The following is a 17,394-nucleotide window of genomic DNA, read 5'->3' on the forward strand; positions in this document are numbered from 1 at the left end:
AGCTATAGTGTCACATCCCGCACCCATCTCCCCCGCAGCACCCGAATGCAGGCAAAGGTGGATTTTAAAATCTCATCACACTTCAAAATCAGATAGACCACCAGGACCGGCAGCTTCCAAACCAGGCCAGCCAGATACCCCAAAGGGATGGCCACCACCCACATGAAGAAGACATCCATAAAGAGGACGAATTTCACATCGCCGCCGCCCCGCAGCACCCCCATCATCGAGACGCTGGACAGTGCTAAAAAAACGATGATCAAGCTCCCTACCCCCATGATGTCATAGGCATAGCCCTTGGTCACCTCTGACACATTGTAGAAATTGATGACAATGGGCCGGGCAAAAAAGACGATGGCTGAGGCTATCAGCCCAATCCCCAGCCCCATGGCTAGCAAGGTTTTGGCCCGCTCCTGAGCCTTGATGGGCTCCCCTTCGCCGATGGTGTGGCCGATGACTGCCGCCGCCGCATTGGAAAGTCCAATAATCGCCACAGTAGCCAGCTGGTTCACCACGGAATAGATGCTGTTGGCCGCTACAAATTCTGTGCCCATCCGCCCAATGATCATTGTGACGGTGATGGCGCCGGAGGACCAAAGCACCTCATTGAACACCACCGGGGCCGCTGTCCCCACAAACCGGTGGACGACGTCTTTTTCCCACCCGGCCAAATCCTTGGGACGGAACCCGATCTTTTGATCCTTGACAAATAAGTAAGTCATCATAATGATAAATTCCAGAGCCCGGGAAATGGCGGTGGCGATGGCCGCACCGGAGATCCCCATGGCGGGGAAGCCCAGATGGCCGAAGATCAGCACCCAGTTAAGGCTGGTGTTAACAACCAAGCTGGTGGCGTTGACCAATACCGCAATGGTCACGCTGCCCACTGAGCGGAACATACAAGCAGTGCTGGTGGTCATGGCGTAGAAGACTGCCACCCAGCCCATGATCTTCAGGTATTTGATCCCCTCGGCGATGACCGCCTCATCGGTGGTAAAGAAGGACATCACTGCACCGGGGGCAAACAGCGCCACCGCGGAGAAAATCAGCCCCACCACGAGCACTACCTTATACATCACCGAGAGGATGCTGCGAATCTTCTCAGTGTCCCCCCGGCCCCAATATTGGGCGATGAGCACGTTAGAGCCATTTGCTATGCCAAACCCAATGACCATCAGCATATAAAACAGCTGATTGGCCAAGGCTGCCGCGCTCATCTGAACTTCTCCTAGGCGGCCCAGCATCAAGGTATCCATCATACTGACCCCAAAGGTGATCAAGTTCTGCAGCATGATGGGGATTGCAATGGCTCCAAGCTTTTTATAAAATGTTTGATCCCGTACCAAAATGGACATGTTGTCACGCATCCTCTCTTCACAGCCTGTAACTGGGGGCAAAGCCTTACTTGCGGGCTGATTCCACAAGTTATTCGAAATACAAAAAGACTCCCTCCCCACGGGGGATGGAAGCCATCACAGCGACGGCAGAATTCCTCTATCAAACAGCCTTGCTCAAACCGGAAAAGCCTGTTTGCCGCCTCATTTCGGGAAGGATTTTTCGCCAACCACTATCTTGCGGTTATTATAGCATATCCCCTGCAGCTTTGGCAAATTCTCTCTTTTTCCACGGATCAGCCGCACCTTTCCTATGGGATGAGGGATTTTTTGTGAAACCACTTGATTCTTTCGGAAAAATCCGTTATAATAATCCAAGTAAGTTGCCGGTGTGGCGGAATGGCAGACGCAAACGACTCAAAATCGTTCGGGAAACCATGTGGGTTCGAGTCCCACCACCGGCACCACGTCGGAGCAAAGTCCGCTTTGTTCCGACGTCTTTTTATGCCTACGGCCAAAAAGACGTCATCTGCCCACTCCCTTGCTCCTCCTCTCCAAATCGCAACCGCTGCGTTAGGTTGTGATTTGGGTTTCTTTTCCCACCACCCGAAGTCCTATAATGACACGTGTACCATTGGGGTATCCTTCAGGGTACTCCGATTTTTTATTGTCAATTTGTAAAATTTTCTTATATTGTTGCGATAAAAGCTCTTGTAATTTCGCTGTTAGTTGGTATAATTTAAGTGGACACTATCCAATATCAAGGGAAAGCCCCCAGCCAGGTTCCATCGCCTGACTGGGGGCTTTTTTATTCCAGGGTGATGTGATAAACCCCGTACTGCTTGAGCATCTCCCCCAGCTCTTGGAGGGAGATGGTCTTGGTGTCGGGGTTGGGCTTTCCCTCCTGAGGGGTGTAATCCTCCCCCAGGAACTTACAAGTAGCCTGCACCACCGCCTGGGCATATTCCTGGGCGTGCCCGGTGATCTCCCGCCGGTTGGCCTCGTTGGTGGCAAACCCCATCTCCAACAGCATGCTGGGCGGGATGGTATCCCGGTTGACCTTATAATCGTATTGAGGGCCATCCACATGGCCCCGGTGGACAGCCTGGGCCCGGTTGGAGGTGATCCCCACCCCTTTGAGGCCATCTACTACGGCTTGCCCCCAGTCCAGATAGGATTTGGGGGCTTTGCTGTGTACCCAGACGCTGGGGCCGCTGGCCTTTTCGGAGACTGCACCGTCCATATGGATGGAAAGGAAGGCCGCCGCTCCCTCTGTCCCTTTGCACCGGTCATCCAGGGGGACATGGACATCCTCGGTTCGGGTCATGGCAACCTGGAAACCCTGGGTCTCAAAGGCTTGGGCCAGCACCTTGCTGAACTCCAGCGCCAGTTGGGATTCATAGGGCGGGCTTGTCCCCGCCCCGGTGTCCCTGCCCCCATGGCCAGGGTCTAAGATGATTTTCTTACTCATGGCCTTGTCCTCCTTTGTCCTGCAATTGGGCCAGCACTGTCTTTAAGATGGGCGGGATGTTGTTCCCCAGCTTGCCGTAGTTCTCCAGGATGGAGAGCAGTTCCCTTGCTATGTAAAACCAGATCACTGCTGTGCGGATGTAAGGCTCCCCGGCCCCCAGGAGGCTGTCCAGGAGGACACCTACCCCCACCAAGCCTAGCACCAGCACCTTATTTACCCCGCCCCAGAACATCACCTGGCTGTCGGTGGTGTGGTTTTTGATGCTGGCCGCGAACCCCAGCACAAAATCCAGGGCCATAAAGGCGATGAGGGCCTGGACCATCAGATCCCAGCCGCCTAGCAGGAAATTGGCGCAGGTGCCAAGGGCAGCCGCCAGGCTGGAAAAGGCCCGCCCAAAGGGGCCGTAGCTGTTTACCCGCAGATATGCCATCTGCATCCCTCCTTTATTCTTTGTAGTCCTCGCCGGTGATTTCCTTGTACTGCCCCGCGGTGATTACCCCTTTTGCCACCGCCACCGCCACCATCTGCTTGTTCCACAGCTTCCGCTCATAATTGCGTTTGATCATCTCAAAGGTCATTGCGCCCGCCTCCTTTACAGGTTCATCAAATTCTGGAATTCCATTGCCGCCGCGATCCGCTCCTCCGCAGAGGGTTCGTCGCTGGGGGTGTTCATAGCGATTTCGAAAGCTTCGATCACATCAAGAACTTCCTGATCCGTGGTACATTCCGAGAAATCAGCTCCCATATCTTCATACATTGCTTTCATTTGTCCTAATGTGCCAAAGAAACCACCATTGACTTCTCCAGCAGAGCAAAGAATTGTAATGCTGTCAAGTCCTGCCACAGGATAACGTTCAATCCATTGTTCAGGTGTTAAAACCTCACCAACTGGGGTGATAACGGGCGTTTTCTTATCCCAAATTGCATATCTAGCCATAGTATTCATCCTCCTTTTTATCTAAGCAGTGTAAACATATACATCGTCCCATTCTTGACCAGAATCAATCTGACCGCCAGCAAACAGAACATAATCACCTACAGAAGCACCAGCAGCACCACGAACTCCACGTTTCGCTTTTATCGTAGAAACTTTAGTAAGATTTATGTCATAGACGTCTATATATTCTGATATGTCCATATTAGGGCCACCACTATAACAGAATCCAGTTGAGAAAAAGACATGGTCATTTACAGAAGCACTAGTTAATTGCTGTCTCGCTACACCTAAATTACTTAAGAATTTTTGTGTAAGGCTCCGGTCATATGATACTACTTGATTGGAAAAAGAACTTGCATAATTGTTAGCTTTATTTGGGTCTTTCCCACCAGCAAATATGGCATATTGACCTAATGAAGACCCAGTTAATTCAGCCACGCCATCCCTTAATTCAGAAACATTGATTTTTGTATATGTTGACTCATAAGCTTCTACCATTTTAGAAGCTCTTCCACCTCGGATAAATCCCCCAGCAAACAATGCATAACCCTCAGCTGAAGCCCCTGCTAAATCAGCAACCCTGTTTACTAAAGGATCTACTTCCTTTTTAGTAAGATATTCGTCATAGGTACTCACATTGTTTACAATAGTACCTCCTTCATATCCATGTGTGAAAAAGATACGCCCAGAATAAGTAACAGAAGCAGAAGCATTTCTAATGCTGTCAATACCGTTTGAAAGAGTTTGCTTTGTTAGTGTTTGCGAATATACTTGTAATTGTGTGCCAGTCCCTTGTGAGCCTCCTACAAAAACAGCTCTTTTTATTTCTCCAGTGGAAAAGTCAGCTAGCGAAGCACCTTTCATTTCAGCATTTGGTTTTTCTAGAGGTGTAGCTAATTTCCTTGTTAGCGAAGAATTATAGCATACAACGGAATCGTAATAATCGTAATCGTCATTACGTCCACCAGCAAATATTGCATAGGTGCCTATACTAGCACTGGCAATATGAAAACTTGCATTGGGTAAAGTCCTAGTCCCATAGAACTCTGGGTTGCCACCTGTAAAAAACGGCCTCGCAACGCCGCTAACTCCGATGTATCCCTTTTTCACTTTGCGGGCCTTGCCGCCGGCGCCCAGGTACATCTTTTTCACCTTCCGGGCCCTGCCGTCAACGCCCAGATAAACCGCTTTCCCCACTGCGTCACCCCCTATTGATACATCAAGTAGATGGTTCCGGTGGGCAGGGCGGAAGAACCTGCTGTCATGTCGGCTGTCCCCGCATAGATGTTCCGCACCTTTTGCTGGGTTATCTCCGGCGTACCGGAGATGGTCGCTTCCGGCATCGTCACCGGCCCGGTAAACTCCCCGCCTGTTGTGGGCATGGCGTCTACCTTGACCTGGGCAAGGTAGCAGCTCCCCCCGCTCACCGTCAGGGTCACCGGCACCCCCTGGTCCCACGCCCCGGCGGAGATGGGCTCCTTGCCCTCCCCGGTGGTCAGGATGGGGTACAGGGTGTCGCTCCCGGCAAACTTCATCTGTAGGCCGTCGGTAGCCGCGGCGGGGCTTACAAACTGCACCGTCAGGCCGTCCTTTTCCGCGGGCAGGCCGCCGGTCAATTCCAGCGTGCCCGATGGGCTCAGGGTTGCGGTGGCTGGATAGGGTGCCATGTTCCAATGGAGAACCTGCTCGTCCAGCTTTTGAGCATTTTGATTTAGGACAGCAATATCCGCCGCATCCTCATAGCCTGGAAGTGCCAGCCCCAAATTGGCTGTCTGTGTTGCCATAGGTTTTCTCTCCTTTCAAACTATCAATTCTGTGCCCAGCCGTAGACACCGGGCTCGTAGGTGTTGGCGTCGATCTCACTTAATGCTTGCTTTGGTAACTCACCTTGGCCCCTTTGGGGGAAGCGCAGATGGAAAGTTTGCTGAAACTGTCATTGATACACTACACAGTAGGTCTCCACTGATAGCCTTATCTACTCACAGATCCTCGCGTTGGGAGAGGCTTTCCACCCGTCCCTCCCTCCAAGGTGATGTACAGGGTGGGGCGCTGTTTCGCGGACAGGGAACGGATAATCCATCTGAGCCATAGGTCCGAGCGTCCTCAGAAAAAAGGAACTGAACAGCGTTGCCGTCATCTCTGGAGAAGCCTCAATCACCTCCATCCTTTTCTTTATGTGATTGACACCCAACCGGGAGCCCCAGTGCGATAAGAAAAACACTAGGGAATCTATCCCTAATGTCAGTATAGCGGATTAGGCGGCTGGTTTTCCGGCCCCCCTGATGGCTGGATTTCTTCCAATTTCAGTTCATAGCCCATAGTATACAGGGCATGGATCAGATCATAGTCCAGCCGGAAGGAACATCCGCAGCGCAGGCTGCTAACCCGTGCCCGGGACAGCCCTGTTGCCCGGCTGATGGTTCGGATGGGTTGTTTCTCAAAAAGCTCGGCTACTTCATCCAGTATCATGTGTCTGCCCCCTGTCATTGGATCTATATGCACTTCGGTAGGGCAACCGGTGGTATCTCTAAATCTGTTCCCCACCTTTCTCAACAGGCAGTACCCCTTGGAAGCAATAATTTGGCATGCAGTTTTTCCTCCCTTGCCGCCCTGTTATGGATGGCATTTCATTTTGGTATGCCTTGATGATACTGGATGGCATGCGTCAAAATAGTAGTTTCTTCTTTTTCCTATGGCATCCACTGTGGCTAGGCTTTTTGTTTACCCTTGTGGGCTTCTCCCCCATGGCAGTACCCGGATCCGTTAAATCCGACTTGGCGACTTGGCACAATTGGCCGGATAAGGGGGGCCCCCGCTATTGACCGGCGGCGAACTGTATACAAAAGGGCGAGAACATTGACCTCCAAGCGCAGGCTCGAAAGCCGCACACTGTGATCACCCCACATGGATAAAAAAAGAACGACCTCTGTAAAAATAGAAGTCGTTCTTTTTCCTATTTTTTAGATTTTCTAGAGGATTTTTCATCGGGCAACCCGTTTCTCCCCCGGCAACTGCCACAGAGGGATCCCCTAACATCTCCATATAGCAGATTAAAATCCTGGGCCTTCTTCTGTAGCATCCAGGTATACCACCTGCATCTGGCCACCAGCTTGGCTCGGGTCAGGGACATACTCCACCGTTCTTCCATCCTGCTCCAGCTGTAGAATGATGGGGACCTTCTCTTCCAGCAACAAGTAATCGCAATCCAGCCGCAGGGCGTAGCCCTTGGTCCGCCAAGCCAGTTTATCTTCTGCACTGGCCCGGTAGATCTCCTGCCGCCCTTCGGGGAAATCGGCGTACACCGCCACTTGGAAATCCTTGTGGATGGGGATGAGCAGCATCTTCCCCTCGCTGACATCTAAGGAGTCACAGTCCTGCACATAGTTGTTGGTTCGCTCGTCCGGGTAATAGATCAGCGCAGCCAAGGTGTCTTTGTCAAAATCCACCACGCCCACCAAAGCCACCTTGCTGTTGTAGTTGGTGCCGAAAATACCGTTGTCCTTGGTATATCCCTCCGGGATGGATTCCTCCAGCTTTTTCCAATACTCCGCCTTTGGCAGGGCGGTCACGTCGATATAGCCGCCATAGTCGTCATCCACCAGGTCCCAGGCGCTGCCAGCATCCGCGTTGCAGTAGGAGTGGATGGTGGTGGCATACTCGCTGAGCCCAATGAAGTTGCCCACCATGCTGGCATTGGTCATGGTGCGCACATTCACCGAAGCAAAACAGTTGCGGATGACGCTGCCCTGCTGGTGCCCGGCAAAGCCGCCCGCTACCCCAGAGACTGATCCCGGCTCATCCGCCCCAATGGACACTGTCCCTTTGGCGCTGCATCCCTCAAACCAAGCATGGCCTGCATACCCGGCAAAACCGCCTGTCCCGCCGGTGCCAGTAACTTGCACGTCCACGTGGCAGTCCACCAGCTCCGCATTGCCGGTGCCGCCCACCATAGTTCCGCCTACCATACCGCCCACGTCGGATTTCCCGCTCACCTCCCCGGAGACGGTGCAGTGGTACATCCGCCCGGAAAAACTCCCTGCCAAGCCGCCTACACCGCTGTCTCCCCGGATGGATAGATCCTTGAGGTGGAGGTTCTGAATCACTGCGGTTTGGGCGGTCCTGCCAAACAAGCCCACCGGGAGGCTGATCCCATTGGAGTCGGCTGGCTGGAAGGGGTGATCCATCGCCAAATGGGAGATGGTGTGCCCCTGGCCGTCAAAGGTGGCGGCAAAGGGGTTAACCCCCTTGTAGGAGAACCGCCGCACCACGCCGATGGGCTCCATCTTTACCCCGGACATGTCCAGGTCCTCTGTGAGGACAAAAGTGCTCCCCACATAGGTTTTATCCCCACAGTTGACCATCTTGCTCAGCTGTACCAACTGCTGCGGCGTGCTGATCTGGGTGAACTCCGGGCCGATGTCCGCCTGCACCTCCGTCAGCCGGTAGGCCCCAGCGGGGAACTGTTCCCCCAGGAGCGGGTTCTCCACCGCCGGCACAAACACAAAAGAGTAGGTGACATCCGGCAGGTCGATGCTGTCCACCCTGCGGCCCACCTGGATCTCCACGCCGGAACCGGTGTCCTTCACCTCCTGGAGGGACACCTGGTAGTCAGGCACCATCCCCTTCTTCACATAGGAGGAGCCATACACACGGCCGGTATACCCCCGCAGTTCTTCCGGAAGGATGGTTTTCCCCTCGTCACTAAACTCGGAATCGCAGTACACCAGTTCGGTATCCCCCAGATCGGCAGGCGCAGAGGCCCCAAACAGAATCTGGGCATATCCGTCCAGCCATTCCTCTGGCAGGAGCATGTATTGGTGGTTTTCATCCCCTGCCAAAAACCGCTCCTCCCCCAGCTGCGCCTGGGCGGCATAGAAGCAAAACGCCGCCATCACATCCGGCTGGATCTCTTCAGGAGATGCAAAAGCTGCCCCGCCTGCCAGCGCCTCATAGGGGAGAATAAACTCCTCCAGCAGCCGCGATGCAACAGCCTCATCCACCTCAACGCCAGAAGAAGAGGAGCTGCCCTCCGCCTTCCCCGGATTCTCTTTGTCCGTGCGCTCCGCACACCCGGCCAGCAGCACCGCCGCCGACAGGCAGACCGCCAGGATCTCCCAAAAGACCGGGTTTTTGCCTGGTTTTTTCACAACTCTCACCACTTTCCTTCTGATTCATCCTTTTCCAAGGAGGATCGAGTCTCTTTCCTTCATTATAGCAAATCCACCGCCGCAAAGAAAGCCTCCTCTCCCCTTCCATCTCACGGAGGGAGCTTTCACCCACAGGATCAAGGCCAAACAAAAATCTCTGTCGGGCCTTGTGGTTTTCCCGTGGGAGAACTATAATGGGATTAAACCCGAATCGAGGAAACACTGAATTGAACGGAGGGAACCGATGTATCAGATTTCCAATTTTACAGACAACGATGATGTCAAAACCATTTCAAAGCTGGGGGCTTTTCAGGTCATTGAGTACCAGCGGGATTTGAGCGTAACGCCTGATTCTGCGGTGACTGCCTACTACAGCGCACAGATGAATGTAAAAAAACGCCAGCTGGTCTGTGACCTCAGCAAGGCGCCGGTCACCATACAGGCGGGAGCCATGCAATGGATGGTTGGCAATGTCAGCGCCACCACCGGGGTCAAAGGGGTCGGGGATTTTCTAGGCAAAGCTGTACGGGGCAAAACCAGCGGCGAATCGGCGATCAAGCCAGAGTACACTGGAGATGGCATTTTGGTGCTGGAACCCACCTATAAACATCTCATTCTCATGAGCGCTGAGGACTGGGGCGGTTCTGTGATCCTGGACGACGGTCTGTTCCTGGCCTGCGAATCCAGCCTGGAGCACAAAGCGGTGATGCGGTCCAGCTTTTCTTCCGCTGTCGCCGGTGGGGAGGGCCTCTTCAACCTGAGCCTGAACGGGAGAGGCGTTTTCTGCATCGAGTCCAGCTGCCCTATGGAAGAGTTGATTGAAATCACCTTGCAGAACGACGTATTGAAGGTAGACGGGAACTATGCCATCGCGTGGAGCAAAAGCCTGGAATTCACGGTGGAGCGTTCCGGCAAAAGCCTCATCGGCTCCGCCGCATCCGGCGAGGGGCTGGTCAACGTCTACCGCGGCACTGGAAAAGTGCTGATGATGCCCACGGCAAAAATGCCCAACTTCTAACAGGCTAACATAGCAATCAAAAACCATCGCCGCACAGAGCGGCAATTTCAAAAGGCGCCTGCGGGGCCCTTCCCAGTTACAGTGGGATTCGGCCTTGCAGGCGCCTTTCTGCTTTTTAAATCAAGCGGTCATTGCCCCGCTACCGCAGAGGTTTGCAGAGGTTGAAGTGATCGTTCACAAACCCGCGGTTTTCATAAAACCGGTGGGTGGCTTTCCGGCGCACATTGGCGCAGACTTCCAGTTGGGTACAGCCCGCCGCCCGTGCTGCGGCTTCCACTGCCGCCATCAAAGCCACCCCCGCACCGGTACCCCGTGCCTCCTCCCGGACAATCAGCTCTTGGAGCTCCCCCACTGGGGACGCGTGGTGGAGCAGCTCCTCGATGTGGAGGCTGGCAAATCCTAAGAGCTCCTCCCCCCGGGCCGCTAAAAAATACCGGATGCGCTTCTCCGCCAGGTTGGTGCGGTATGCATGGCAGAAGCCGGGATAGGAAAGGCGGGTTTCCTCCAACTTGCAGATCATGTCATATACCGTATCCAGGTGTTCCTCTCCCGCAGGGAGGATGGTCAGTTCTTCCATTATCTCAAGCTCCTTCCATCGATGCCGCCAGTTCCCTGGTGGTTTTCTCTCTTTGTGTCTGGTCGGTGCCCGCAGGGGAGATCCAGCGGGAAAGCAATCCGCTTTTACCGATAATTATAGTGTATCCCTGTAAAAAGCACAATAACATAGGGCAGTTTCCCCGATAAACAACGGGAAAACCACTGTTTTTTCCCGGCCATGCACCGAACAATCCCCTTGCTGCATACCATGCAGGGAGGTGATCCGAATGGTTTCTATCTTTGTTCCCATGGCTTTGTGCAACCTTTTGTACATGACGCTCCACGTCACGACGGGAGGTTCTTTCCCCAAACCCTTGACCCCCAAGCAGGAACGGGAATGCCTGCAAAAAATAAAGGAGGGGGATGAGGAGGCCCGCAATACCCTGATTGTCCACAATCTGCGGCTGGTGGCCCACATCATCAAAAAGTATTACTCCAATGTCAAGGATCAAGACGATTTGATCTCCATTGGAACCATTGGCCTGATCAAAGCGGTTTCCACCTTTGACTGTGACAAGGGCACCCGGTTTGCCACCTACACTTCCCGCTGTATTGAAAATGAAATCCTCATGTATTTCCGCAACAAGAAAAAATCGGCCCAAGATGTGTACATATCCGACCCCATCGACACCGACAAGGACGGCAATGCCCTGACCTTACTGGACATCATGGCCACCGATGACAACATTTTTGACATCATCGACCTGCGGATCAAATCCGACCGGCTGTATATCCTGCTCCAGCAGTGCCTGGAACCCCGGGACCGGCAGATTCTCGCCATGCGGTACGGCCTTTATGGGACCCCTCCCCTCACCCAGCGGGAAGTGGCCAAAAAGCTGGGAATCTCCCGTTCCTATGTATCCCGCATTGAAAAACGGGCAATTTTGGAACTTCGAGACCAATTTTATGTGGACGATCCCACCCCCGCTCACAGCTGAGGCGCAAAAAAGCCAGGCGTACCCTTATAAGGGTACGCCTGGCTTTTTTATATCCCCCTATTCTGCTGCCAAGGGTTGGCAGAGGAATTTCATCCCCTGAACGGTGATCTTTTCAATAATGGTGGCCACTCGCTCAGGGGTCTGGGCCATGCCGGTATCCAGCCACTTGCGCAGCACCCCGATACATCCGGAAACCACATAAGCCCCATAAAATTCACGCTGTTCCATGGTGCTCTCTTTAAACAAGGCCATCCAGTCATGGATGCATTTTTGATAGATGATGTCGCTCAGTTCCTTGGTGAAGGACATATTTCCATTTTGGCTCAGCATCATCCGGCAGAGGCTGACGTTCTCGGCGATGTATTCAATCAAAGTCAAAATCATGGGAAAGGGGGTTCCGGCCACCTCCTCCGGGGTGTAGCGCTCCAAGATGCCCTTGACCTCCTGGGCGGTCTCCGCCTCAATCTGGGCATACAGGTCGTAGATGTCCCGGTAATGGAGATAAAACGTCCCCCGGTGGATGTCCACATAATCGGTCAACTCCCGCACCGAGATGTCCTTGATGTTCTTCTTCAGTAGCAGTTCCGACAGACCCTGCCGCAGGGCTTTTTTGGTTTTTCGGACCCGTCGGTCGTCATTTTTTGTGTTCATAAAAAGTTTACCTCCTCCAAAGGCGAGATAAAAGACAGATAGGAAAATTTTGTTTAGTATCGGACAAAACCATCCTTATTTGAATATGGTAAACTGTCCATAAGTTGATTATAATGATTTTTGCCAAGATAGTCAACATTTGTTTATTAAACACTCTACAGTTTATAGGAGGTAATCGTTTGGAACGGGCTATCAAACAGATGCTAAAATGGCGGGGCGCAGTGCTGGCCCTTTTTTTGGGCGGCACAATCCTGTGTGGCGTCCTCACCACCATGGTCGGCATCAACTATGACTTGGTGGATTACCTGCCAGATGAAGCTCCCTCCACCATCGCCTTGGATGTGATGAATGAATCCTATGACAAAGCGGTACCCAATGTGCGGGTTATGGTGCGGGATGTCTCCATCCCCCAGGCTCTCTCCTACAAGGAAGAGATCGCCGCAGTAGACGGGGTGGAAGATGTCATCTGGCTGGATGACCAGGTGAATATCCAGGTTCCCCTAGAGATCCAAAGCGCTAAAACCGTGGAAGATTACTACAAAGACGGCAATGCCCTTTTTTCAGTAACGGTGGCCGATGAAAACCAGGAGCAGACCTTGGAAGCCATCCGGGCTATCATTGGGGAAGAAGGCGCCATGAGCGGTAACCCGGTGGATACGGTCAATGCACAGATTACCACCGATGTGGAGATCCAGCACATGATGTCCATCATCATACCGCTGATGTTCTGCATCCTGTTGTTCACCACCACCTCTTGGTTTGAAGCTGTGCTGTTTATGATCAATGTCGGTGTGGCCATCATCATCAACATGGGCACCAACCTGATCTTCGGCGAAATCTCCTTCATTACCAACACCACAGGCGCTATATTGCAGCTGGCCTGCTCGATGGACTACGCCATCTTCCTGCTGGAGCGGTTTGAGGATGCCCGGGCAGAGGGTCTTGCTCCATTGGACGCCATGTCCAAGGCAGTGGCCGGTTCCGCCACCTCCATCCTATCCAGCGGCCTGACCACTGTAGTTGGGTTTGTAGCCCTGGTGGCCATGCGGTTCAAAATCGGCCCGGATATGGGCTATGTGCTAGCCAAGGGCATCGCCATTTCCCTGCTCACCACCTTGGTGTTTATGCCCTGCATGACCATCTGCTGTTACAAGTGGATTGACAAGACTGCACACCGCTCCTTTATGCCCTCCTTTGAAAAACTGGCCAAAGGCACCAATCGGGTAAAGAGGTTGGTCACCATTGGGGTTGCGGTACTGCTGATCCCCTGCTTTTTGGCACAGCACCAAATCTCTTATATGTACGGCACCTCCGGTATGGCCAGCCCGGATTCCCAGGTTGCCATGGATCGGGAAGCTATTGAGGATCTGTTTGGCCAGTCCTCCACTTTCGCCCTGATGGTGCCAAGAGGGAATCGAGCCTATGAGCAGGAGCTCAACGACCGGCTCAAAGACCTGCCAGAGGTATCCTCGGTGCTCTCTTATGTGGAAAACGCCGGCAAATCCATCCCAGAGGCTTATGTTCCAAAAGACCAGCTCAGCCAGCTCAACTCCGACGAATACACCCGCATGGTCATCACCGCCCGGCTCCCCAGCGAGAGCAACGAGACCTTCTCCTTTGTGGAAAAGGTGCGGAATATGGCCGAGGAGTATTACCCCGGCGCTTACCACCTGGCGGGTGAGAGCGTCAATGTCTACGACATGAAGGACACCATCACAGCGGACAGCATCAAGGTTAACGCCATCGCCATCGGGGCCATCGCGGTGATCCTCCTGTTCACCTTCCACTCCTTCTCCCTGCCCATCCTGCTCCTTTTGACCATTGAATCCTCTATTTACATCAACATGGCGGTACCCTACTTCACCGACCAGACCCTCAACTACATCGGCTATTTGATCATCAGTTCGGTGCAGCTTGGCGCCACGGTGGACTACGCCATCCTGTTTGCCAACCGGTATTTTGAAAACCGCACCTCCATGGTTAAATCAGAGGCTGCCTTCCGCACCATCCAGGGCACAGCGGGCAGCATCCTCACCTCGGCGGGGATTATGACTTCCGCCGGCCTGGTGCTGGGCTTTGTCTCCACCAACGGGGTCATCAGCCAGCTGGGCATCCTCATCGCCCGGGGCGCCGTCCTCTCGGCCATCCTGGTGCTGGTGTTCCTGCCCACCCTGCTGACCACATTGGAGGGATTGATCCGAAAAACCACCAAAAAACAGGAATTCTATCCCGAGAACCAAAAAACTGGAAAGGAGCTGGAACCATGCAAAACCCCCACAAACTGATCTCCCTATTCACTGCCCTCCTTTTAATAGGCGCGCCGGTGAACGCCTTTGCCGACACCGACAACGGTGGGCCGGAACTCTATGACTTCTCCCTTTCCCGCTCGGTAGTCTCCCCTGGGTCCACCCTTTCCATCGGGGCCAACGGTTGGGATGAGGACGGCATCCGCTCCATCCTCCTGCGGTTTGAAGAGGAAAACACCAAAACAACCCTCACCGTCACCTTGAAGACATCCGCCGAAGGAGCGGAAAAGGAGTGCCTCTGCAACGGGGAACTCTCCATCCCCGCCACTGCGCCGGAGGGGGTCTACCGCCTCAAAAGCGCCTCCCTCACCGACAAATCCGGCAACCGCAGCCTGTACCGGCGGGAAGAGGACATCCGGGACGATGACGAGGAAGAAGCCCTGGAGGAGATCCCTTCCTTCCAGGTGGTGAAGGACCCTGGCACCCTTTCCCCTCTCGCCTGCCAGGTGGAGCGGCAGGACCTGTCAGCCGGATGTTCCACCGCCCTTTCCCTCACACTGCCCCAAGCTCCCATAGGCTTTGACAAGGCCACTACTGTCTTTTGGAACCCCCAAAACGGGCGGCGGCTGATCTACGATATCAAAGAAGAGGATCAGGTGGCCGCCGGGGTTTACCGGTCGGAGCTGGACATCCCGGACCACGAGCCCCAAGGCAGCTACACCCTTCTCAAAATCACGGTAAAAGACCGGGCCGGCGAATCGGTGACCTACGCCTCCAACGGGGAGGAGGACAGCCTCCCCCTGCCGGTGAGCTGCTCCTTCCAGGTGGGGCCTCAAACCGGGGACAACACCCCTCCGGCACTTCAATCGATCTCCATTGTGGAAAGCCGCAGCAAGGGCAACAACCGGGAATACCGGGTACAGGTCAAAGCCAGCGACGACCTCTCCGGCGTGGAGCACATCACCCTGCGGTTCCAAAACGACCAGAACGACCACTCGGTTACCAAGGTGCTGACCAAGGATGACCGGCTGGGCGGGGTGTACACCGGCTGGCTCCAGGTGAGCCGCTATGAGCCGGACGGCACCTTCCAGCTGGACAATGTGGCGCTGATGGACGAGGCCAAAAATTACCAAGCCTACTGTCGCCCTGCTGACATCAAGGATTGGAACCATAAGCTCCCCCTGCCCCAGGCGGTGTCCTTTACCCTCAGCGGCGGTGTCTCCCAAGCGGATGAAAATGGACCCCAGCTGTTGTCGGTAGCTCCCTCTAAGGAGTCCATCGACGCAGGGGACGACTTGACCATCACCGCCAAGGCAAGGGACGACTTATCCGGTGTGGACAGTGTCAAACTCCAGTTTAAAAATGCGGAGGGCAAATCCATCAACGTCACCCTCAAGGAAAAAGGCAGCGGTTACGAAGGGAAGGTCAAATCTTTCCAGACCAAGCAGGAGGGTACCTACCGCCTGACCCGAGCCACCTTGACCGACAAGGCGGGCAACCGCCAAGTCTACACCACCTCCCCTCAGGGGAGCCAGCTTCCCCTCCCCTTGGCAGCTTCCTTTACCATCAACGATTAACAACAGGAGGTCTTTCCTTTGAAATACTATGGCAGAAAGGCGCTTGCCCTGGTGCTGAGCGCCATCCTCATCGCATCAACGGCCTCCACCGCCTTTGCCCAAGATCCGGTGGAAAAGGACGAGGTCGTCTACATCAACCTCTCCCACGACGGGTCGGTGGAGAGCATCTATGTGGTCAACGCCTATGACCTAACCGAAGAGCAGCCGGTCACCGACTTCGGCAATTACCGGGAGGTCAAAAACCTGACCACCACCGAGGAGCTTTCGGTTCAGGATGGCGCCATCTCCTTCACCGCCCCAAAGGGCAAATTCTATTACCAAGGGGAGCTGGACAGCGCCCAAATCCCCTGGCTGGTCAGCGTCACCTACCAGCTGGACGGCCAGCCCATATCTGGCGAGGAACTGGCTGGCAAAGAAGGCCATCTGGAGATGACCCTCTCCCTGCGGCAGAACCCAGACGCCAATCCGGTGTATTTTGACAACTTCGCCATCCAGGCCACAGTGCTCTTGGACAGCGAGCGGTGCAAAAACATCACCGCCCCCAGCGCTACCCTAGCCAATGTGGGCGGCGACAAGCAGATGTCCTACATCGTCCTGCCGGGCAAAGAGAAGGACTTCACCATCTCCGCCGATGTAACCGACTTTGAGATGGACGCCATCCAGATCAACGGCATCCCCCTCACCCTGGACATCGACGACCCGGACACCACCGAGATCAAGGATAAAATCTACGAGTTAAAGGATGGGGCGAAAGAACTGGACGATGGCGCCTTCCAGCTAGACGACGGAGCCACCCAGCTGCAGGATGGCGCCCTAGAGCTGAAAGACGGCGCTGCCGACCTTTATGACGGCACCGATGACCTCTACGATGGGGTCAAGGACCTGGATGAAGGGGCAGATAAGCTGCGCAGCGGCGCGGGCGATCTGAAAGAGGGGGCTGACCAGCTGAAAGCAGGGTTTGACCAACTGAACCAAAGCTCCCGGGAGCTGAAGGCCGGCATCGCCGCCACCCAGCAGCAGATGATCTCCGCCTTGGAGGGCAGCGGGGTGCCCATCCAACTTCCCCCCACCCCCTCTGACCCGCTGGATACCACCTATCTGCTCCAGGTGGGAATGGCCTTGGACAAAGGCTTTGACCTGGCCATCGGCCAGATAGAGGCCGCCATCAAACAACTGGAAAGCGGAGGTTCCTCCATCGAACTGGCCGCACTCGCCCCAGAGATGACCGTCCGGGTTCTCAGTGCAGCCGTTTCGGTTGACGAGGATGGCTCCATTTCAGAGGAGGGTTCTGAAGATACTTCCAGCGAGGGTTCTGAGGGCAACTCTGGTGACAGCTCCACTGGCGAGGGCTCTGAGGGCAACTCTGGCGACAGCTCCACCGGGGAAGGCTCTGAGGGCAACTCTGGCGACAGCTCCACCGGCGAGGGCTCCGAGGGCAACTCTGGTGACAGCTCCACCGGGGAAGGCTCTGAGGGCAA

15 protein-coding genes, 1 tRNA gene and 1 pseudogene are annotated in these 17,394 nt (G+C 54.5%); 6 read left to right on the forward strand and 11 right to left on the reverse strand.

Going from position 1 to position 17,394, the window contains the following annotated elements; translation table 11 throughout:
* Nucleotides 1–2: 2 nt before the first annotated feature.
* Nucleotides 3–1,355: an MATE family efflux transporter gene (locus BQ5353_RS04015; RefSeq protein ID WP_071427353.1), complete on the reverse strand. Its 1,353-nt coding sequence runs from the start codon at nucleotides 1,353–1,355 to the stop codon at nucleotides 3–5.
* 364 nt (nucleotides 1,356–1,719) lie between these two features.
* Between BQ5353_RS04015 and BQ5353_RS04020 the strand changes: the two genes are divergently transcribed.
* Nucleotides 1,720–1,801, forward strand: a tRNA-Leu gene (locus BQ5353_RS04020).
* A 341-nt stretch (nucleotides 1,802–2,142) separates the two neighbouring features.
* Here the strand turns inward: BQ5353_RS04020 and BQ5353_RS04025 are convergent.
* The 8 genes from BQ5353_RS04025 to BQ5353_RS04050 form a co-directional block, all read right to left on the reverse strand.
* Nucleotides 2,143–2,805, reverse strand: a complete 663-nt coding sequence (locus BQ5353_RS04025) for an N-acetylmuramoyl-L-alanine amidase family protein (RefSeq protein WP_071427354.1) — start codon at nucleotides 2,803–2,805, stop codon at nucleotides 2,143–2,145.
* The gene (locus BQ5353_RS04030) at nucleotides 2,798–3,235 is read right to left on the reverse strand and encodes a phage holin family protein (RefSeq protein ID WP_071427355.1); all 438 of its coding nucleotides are present in this window, start codon (nucleotides 3,233–3,235) and stop codon (nucleotides 2,798–2,800) included. The genes BQ5353_RS04025 and BQ5353_RS04030 overlap by 8 nt, the downstream gene beginning before the upstream one ends.
* Before the next feature lie 13 nt (nucleotides 3,236–3,248).
* Nucleotides 3,249–3,383 (reverse strand): XkdX family protein, encoded by a 135-nt coding sequence (locus BQ5353_RS12370; protein WP_074026306.1) that lies wholly within the window; start codon nucleotides 3,381–3,383, stop codon nucleotides 3,249–3,251.
* Between the two features lie 14 nt (nucleotides 3,384–3,397).
* On the reverse strand, nucleotides 3,398–3,742 hold the full coding sequence (locus BQ5353_RS04035; RefSeq protein WP_054332067.1) for a hypothetical protein: 345 nt from the start codon (nucleotides 3,740–3,742) through the stop codon (nucleotides 3,398–3,400).
* A 21-nt stretch (nucleotides 3,743–3,763) separates the two neighbouring features.
* Nucleotides 3,764–4,939 (reverse strand): Kelch repeat-containing protein, encoded by a 1,176-nt coding sequence (locus tag BQ5353_RS12665; RefSeq protein ID WP_143117156.1) that lies wholly within the window; start codon nucleotides 4,937–4,939, stop codon nucleotides 3,764–3,766.
* A gap of 11 nt (nucleotides 4,940–4,950) precedes the next feature.
* Entirely contained in the window at nucleotides 4,951–5,526 is a 576-nt protein-coding gene (locus BQ5353_RS04040) for an adaptor complexes medium subunit family protein (RefSeq protein ID WP_054332069.1), read from the reverse strand.
* A 457-nt stretch (nucleotides 5,527–5,983) separates the two neighbouring features.
* Nucleotides 5,984–6,211 carry a hypothetical protein gene (locus BQ5353_RS04045; RefSeq protein ID WP_054332070.1) on the reverse strand — a complete coding sequence of 76 codons (228 nt, stop codon included), beginning with the start codon at nucleotides 6,209–6,211 and terminating at the stop codon, nucleotides 5,984–5,986.
* Nucleotides 6,212–6,792: 581 nt separating this feature from the next.
* The gene (locus BQ5353_RS04050) at nucleotides 6,793–8,889 is read right to left on the reverse strand and encodes a GLUG motif-containing protein (RefSeq protein WP_071427356.1); all 2,097 of its coding nucleotides are present in this window, start codon (nucleotides 8,887–8,889) and stop codon (nucleotides 6,793–6,795) included.
* Nucleotides 8,890–9,133: 244 nt separating this feature from the next.
* Between BQ5353_RS04050 and BQ5353_RS04055 the strand changes: the two genes are divergently transcribed.
* Nucleotides 9,134–9,907, forward strand: a complete 774-nt coding sequence (locus BQ5353_RS04055; RefSeq protein WP_071427357.1) for an AIM24 family protein — start codon at nucleotides 9,134–9,136, stop codon at nucleotides 9,905–9,907.
* 139 nt (nucleotides 9,908–10,046) lie between these two features.
* Here BQ5353_RS04055 and BQ5353_RS04060 read toward each other — a convergent pair whose 3' ends face one another.
* On the reverse strand, nucleotides 10,047–10,484 hold the full coding sequence (locus tag BQ5353_RS04060; protein WP_071427358.1) for a GNAT family N-acetyltransferase: 438 nt from the start codon (nucleotides 10,482–10,484) through the stop codon (nucleotides 10,047–10,049).
* Between the two features lie 247 nt (nucleotides 10,485–10,731).
* Here BQ5353_RS04060 and sigK point away from each other — a divergent pair, with 247 nt between their 5' ends.
* Nucleotides 10,732–11,442, forward strand: coding sequence for an RNA polymerase sporulation sigma factor SigK (gene sigK, locus BQ5353_RS04065; RefSeq protein WP_071427359.1), 711 nt, complete (start codon nucleotides 10,732–10,734; stop codon nucleotides 11,440–11,442).
* Between the two features lie 57 nt (nucleotides 11,443–11,499).
* On the opposite strand, the gene BQ5353_RS04070 is transcribed toward sigK, so the two are convergent.
* Complete coding sequence (locus BQ5353_RS04070; protein WP_054332074.1) at nucleotides 11,500–12,093, reverse strand: TetR/AcrR family transcriptional regulator; 594 nt, start codon at nucleotides 12,091–12,093, stop codon at nucleotides 11,500–11,502.
* Between the two features lie 179 nt (nucleotides 12,094–12,272).
* Between BQ5353_RS04070 and BQ5353_RS04075 the strand changes: the two genes are divergently transcribed.
* The 3 genes and pseudogenes from BQ5353_RS04075 to BQ5353_RS04085 all read left to right on the forward strand — a co-directional run.
* Nucleotides 12,273–14,378 carry an efflux RND transporter permease subunit gene (locus BQ5353_RS04075; RefSeq protein WP_204211278.1) on the forward strand — a complete coding sequence of 702 codons (2,106 nt, stop codon included), beginning with the start codon at nucleotides 12,273–12,275 and terminating at the stop codon, nucleotides 14,376–14,378.
* Nucleotides 14,357–15,916 carry a DUF7743 domain-containing protein gene (locus BQ5353_RS04080; protein WP_071427360.1) on the forward strand — a complete coding sequence of 520 codons (1,560 nt, stop codon included), beginning with the start codon at nucleotides 14,357–14,359 and terminating at the stop codon, nucleotides 15,914–15,916. Before BQ5353_RS04075 ends, BQ5353_RS04080 begins: the two co-directional genes overlap by 22 nt.
* Before the next feature lie 18 nt (nucleotides 15,917–15,934).
* Nucleotides 15,935–17,394, forward strand: a pseudogene (locus BQ5353_RS04085) (hypothetical protein); the annotation flags it as partial.

This window comes from Merdimmobilis hominis (genome assembly GCF_900104615.1).
GTDB lineage: Bacteria > Bacillota > Clostridia > Oscillospirales > Ruminococcaceae > Merdimmobilis > Merdimmobilis hominis.

Bases quoted from the DNA above. Each gene is read 5' to 3' on its own strand.
- BQ5353_RS04015 (WP_071427353.1), bottom strand. From the start codon at position 1,355: ATGTCCATTTTGGTACGGGATCAAACATTTTATAAAAAGCTTGGAGCC.
- BQ5353_RS04025 (WP_071427354.1), bottom strand. From the start codon at position 2,805: ATGAGTAAGAAAATCATCTTAGACCCTGGCCATGGGGGCAGGGACACC.
- BQ5353_RS04030 (WP_071427355.1), bottom strand. From the start codon at position 3,235: ATGGCATATCTGCGGGTAAACAGCTACGGCCCCTTTGGGCGGGCCTTT.
- BQ5353_RS12370 (WP_074026306.1), bottom strand. From the start codon at position 3,383: ATGACCTTTGAGATGATCAAACGCAATTATGAGCGGAAGCTGTGGAAC.
- BQ5353_RS04035 (WP_054332067.1), bottom strand. From the start codon at position 3,742: ATGGCTAGATATGCAATTTGGGATAAGAAAACGCCCGTTATCACCCCA.
- BQ5353_RS04040 (WP_054332069.1), bottom strand. From the start codon at position 5,526: ATGGCAACACAGACAGCCAATTTGGGGCTGGCACTTCCAGGCTATGAG.
- BQ5353_RS04045 (WP_054332070.1), bottom strand. From the start codon at position 6,211: ATGATACTGGATGAAGTAGCCGAGCTTTTTGAGAAACAACCCATCCGA.
- BQ5353_RS04055 (WP_071427357.1), top strand. From the start codon at position 9,134: ATGTATCAGATTTCCAATTTTACAGACAACGATGATGTCAAAACCATT.
- BQ5353_RS04060 (WP_071427358.1), bottom strand. From the start codon at position 10,484: ATGGAAGAACTGACCATCCTCCCTGCGGGAGAGGAACACCTGGATACG.
- sigK (WP_071427359.1), top strand. From the start codon at position 10,732: ATGGTTTCTATCTTTGTTCCCATGGCTTTGTGCAACCTTTTGTACATG.
- BQ5353_RS04070 (WP_054332074.1), bottom strand. From the start codon at position 12,093: ATGAACACAAAAAATGACGACCGACGGGTCCGAAAAACCAAAAAAGCC.
- BQ5353_RS04080 (WP_071427360.1), top strand. From the start codon at position 14,357: ATGCAAAACCCCCACAAACTGATCTCCCTATTCACTGCCCTCCTTTTA.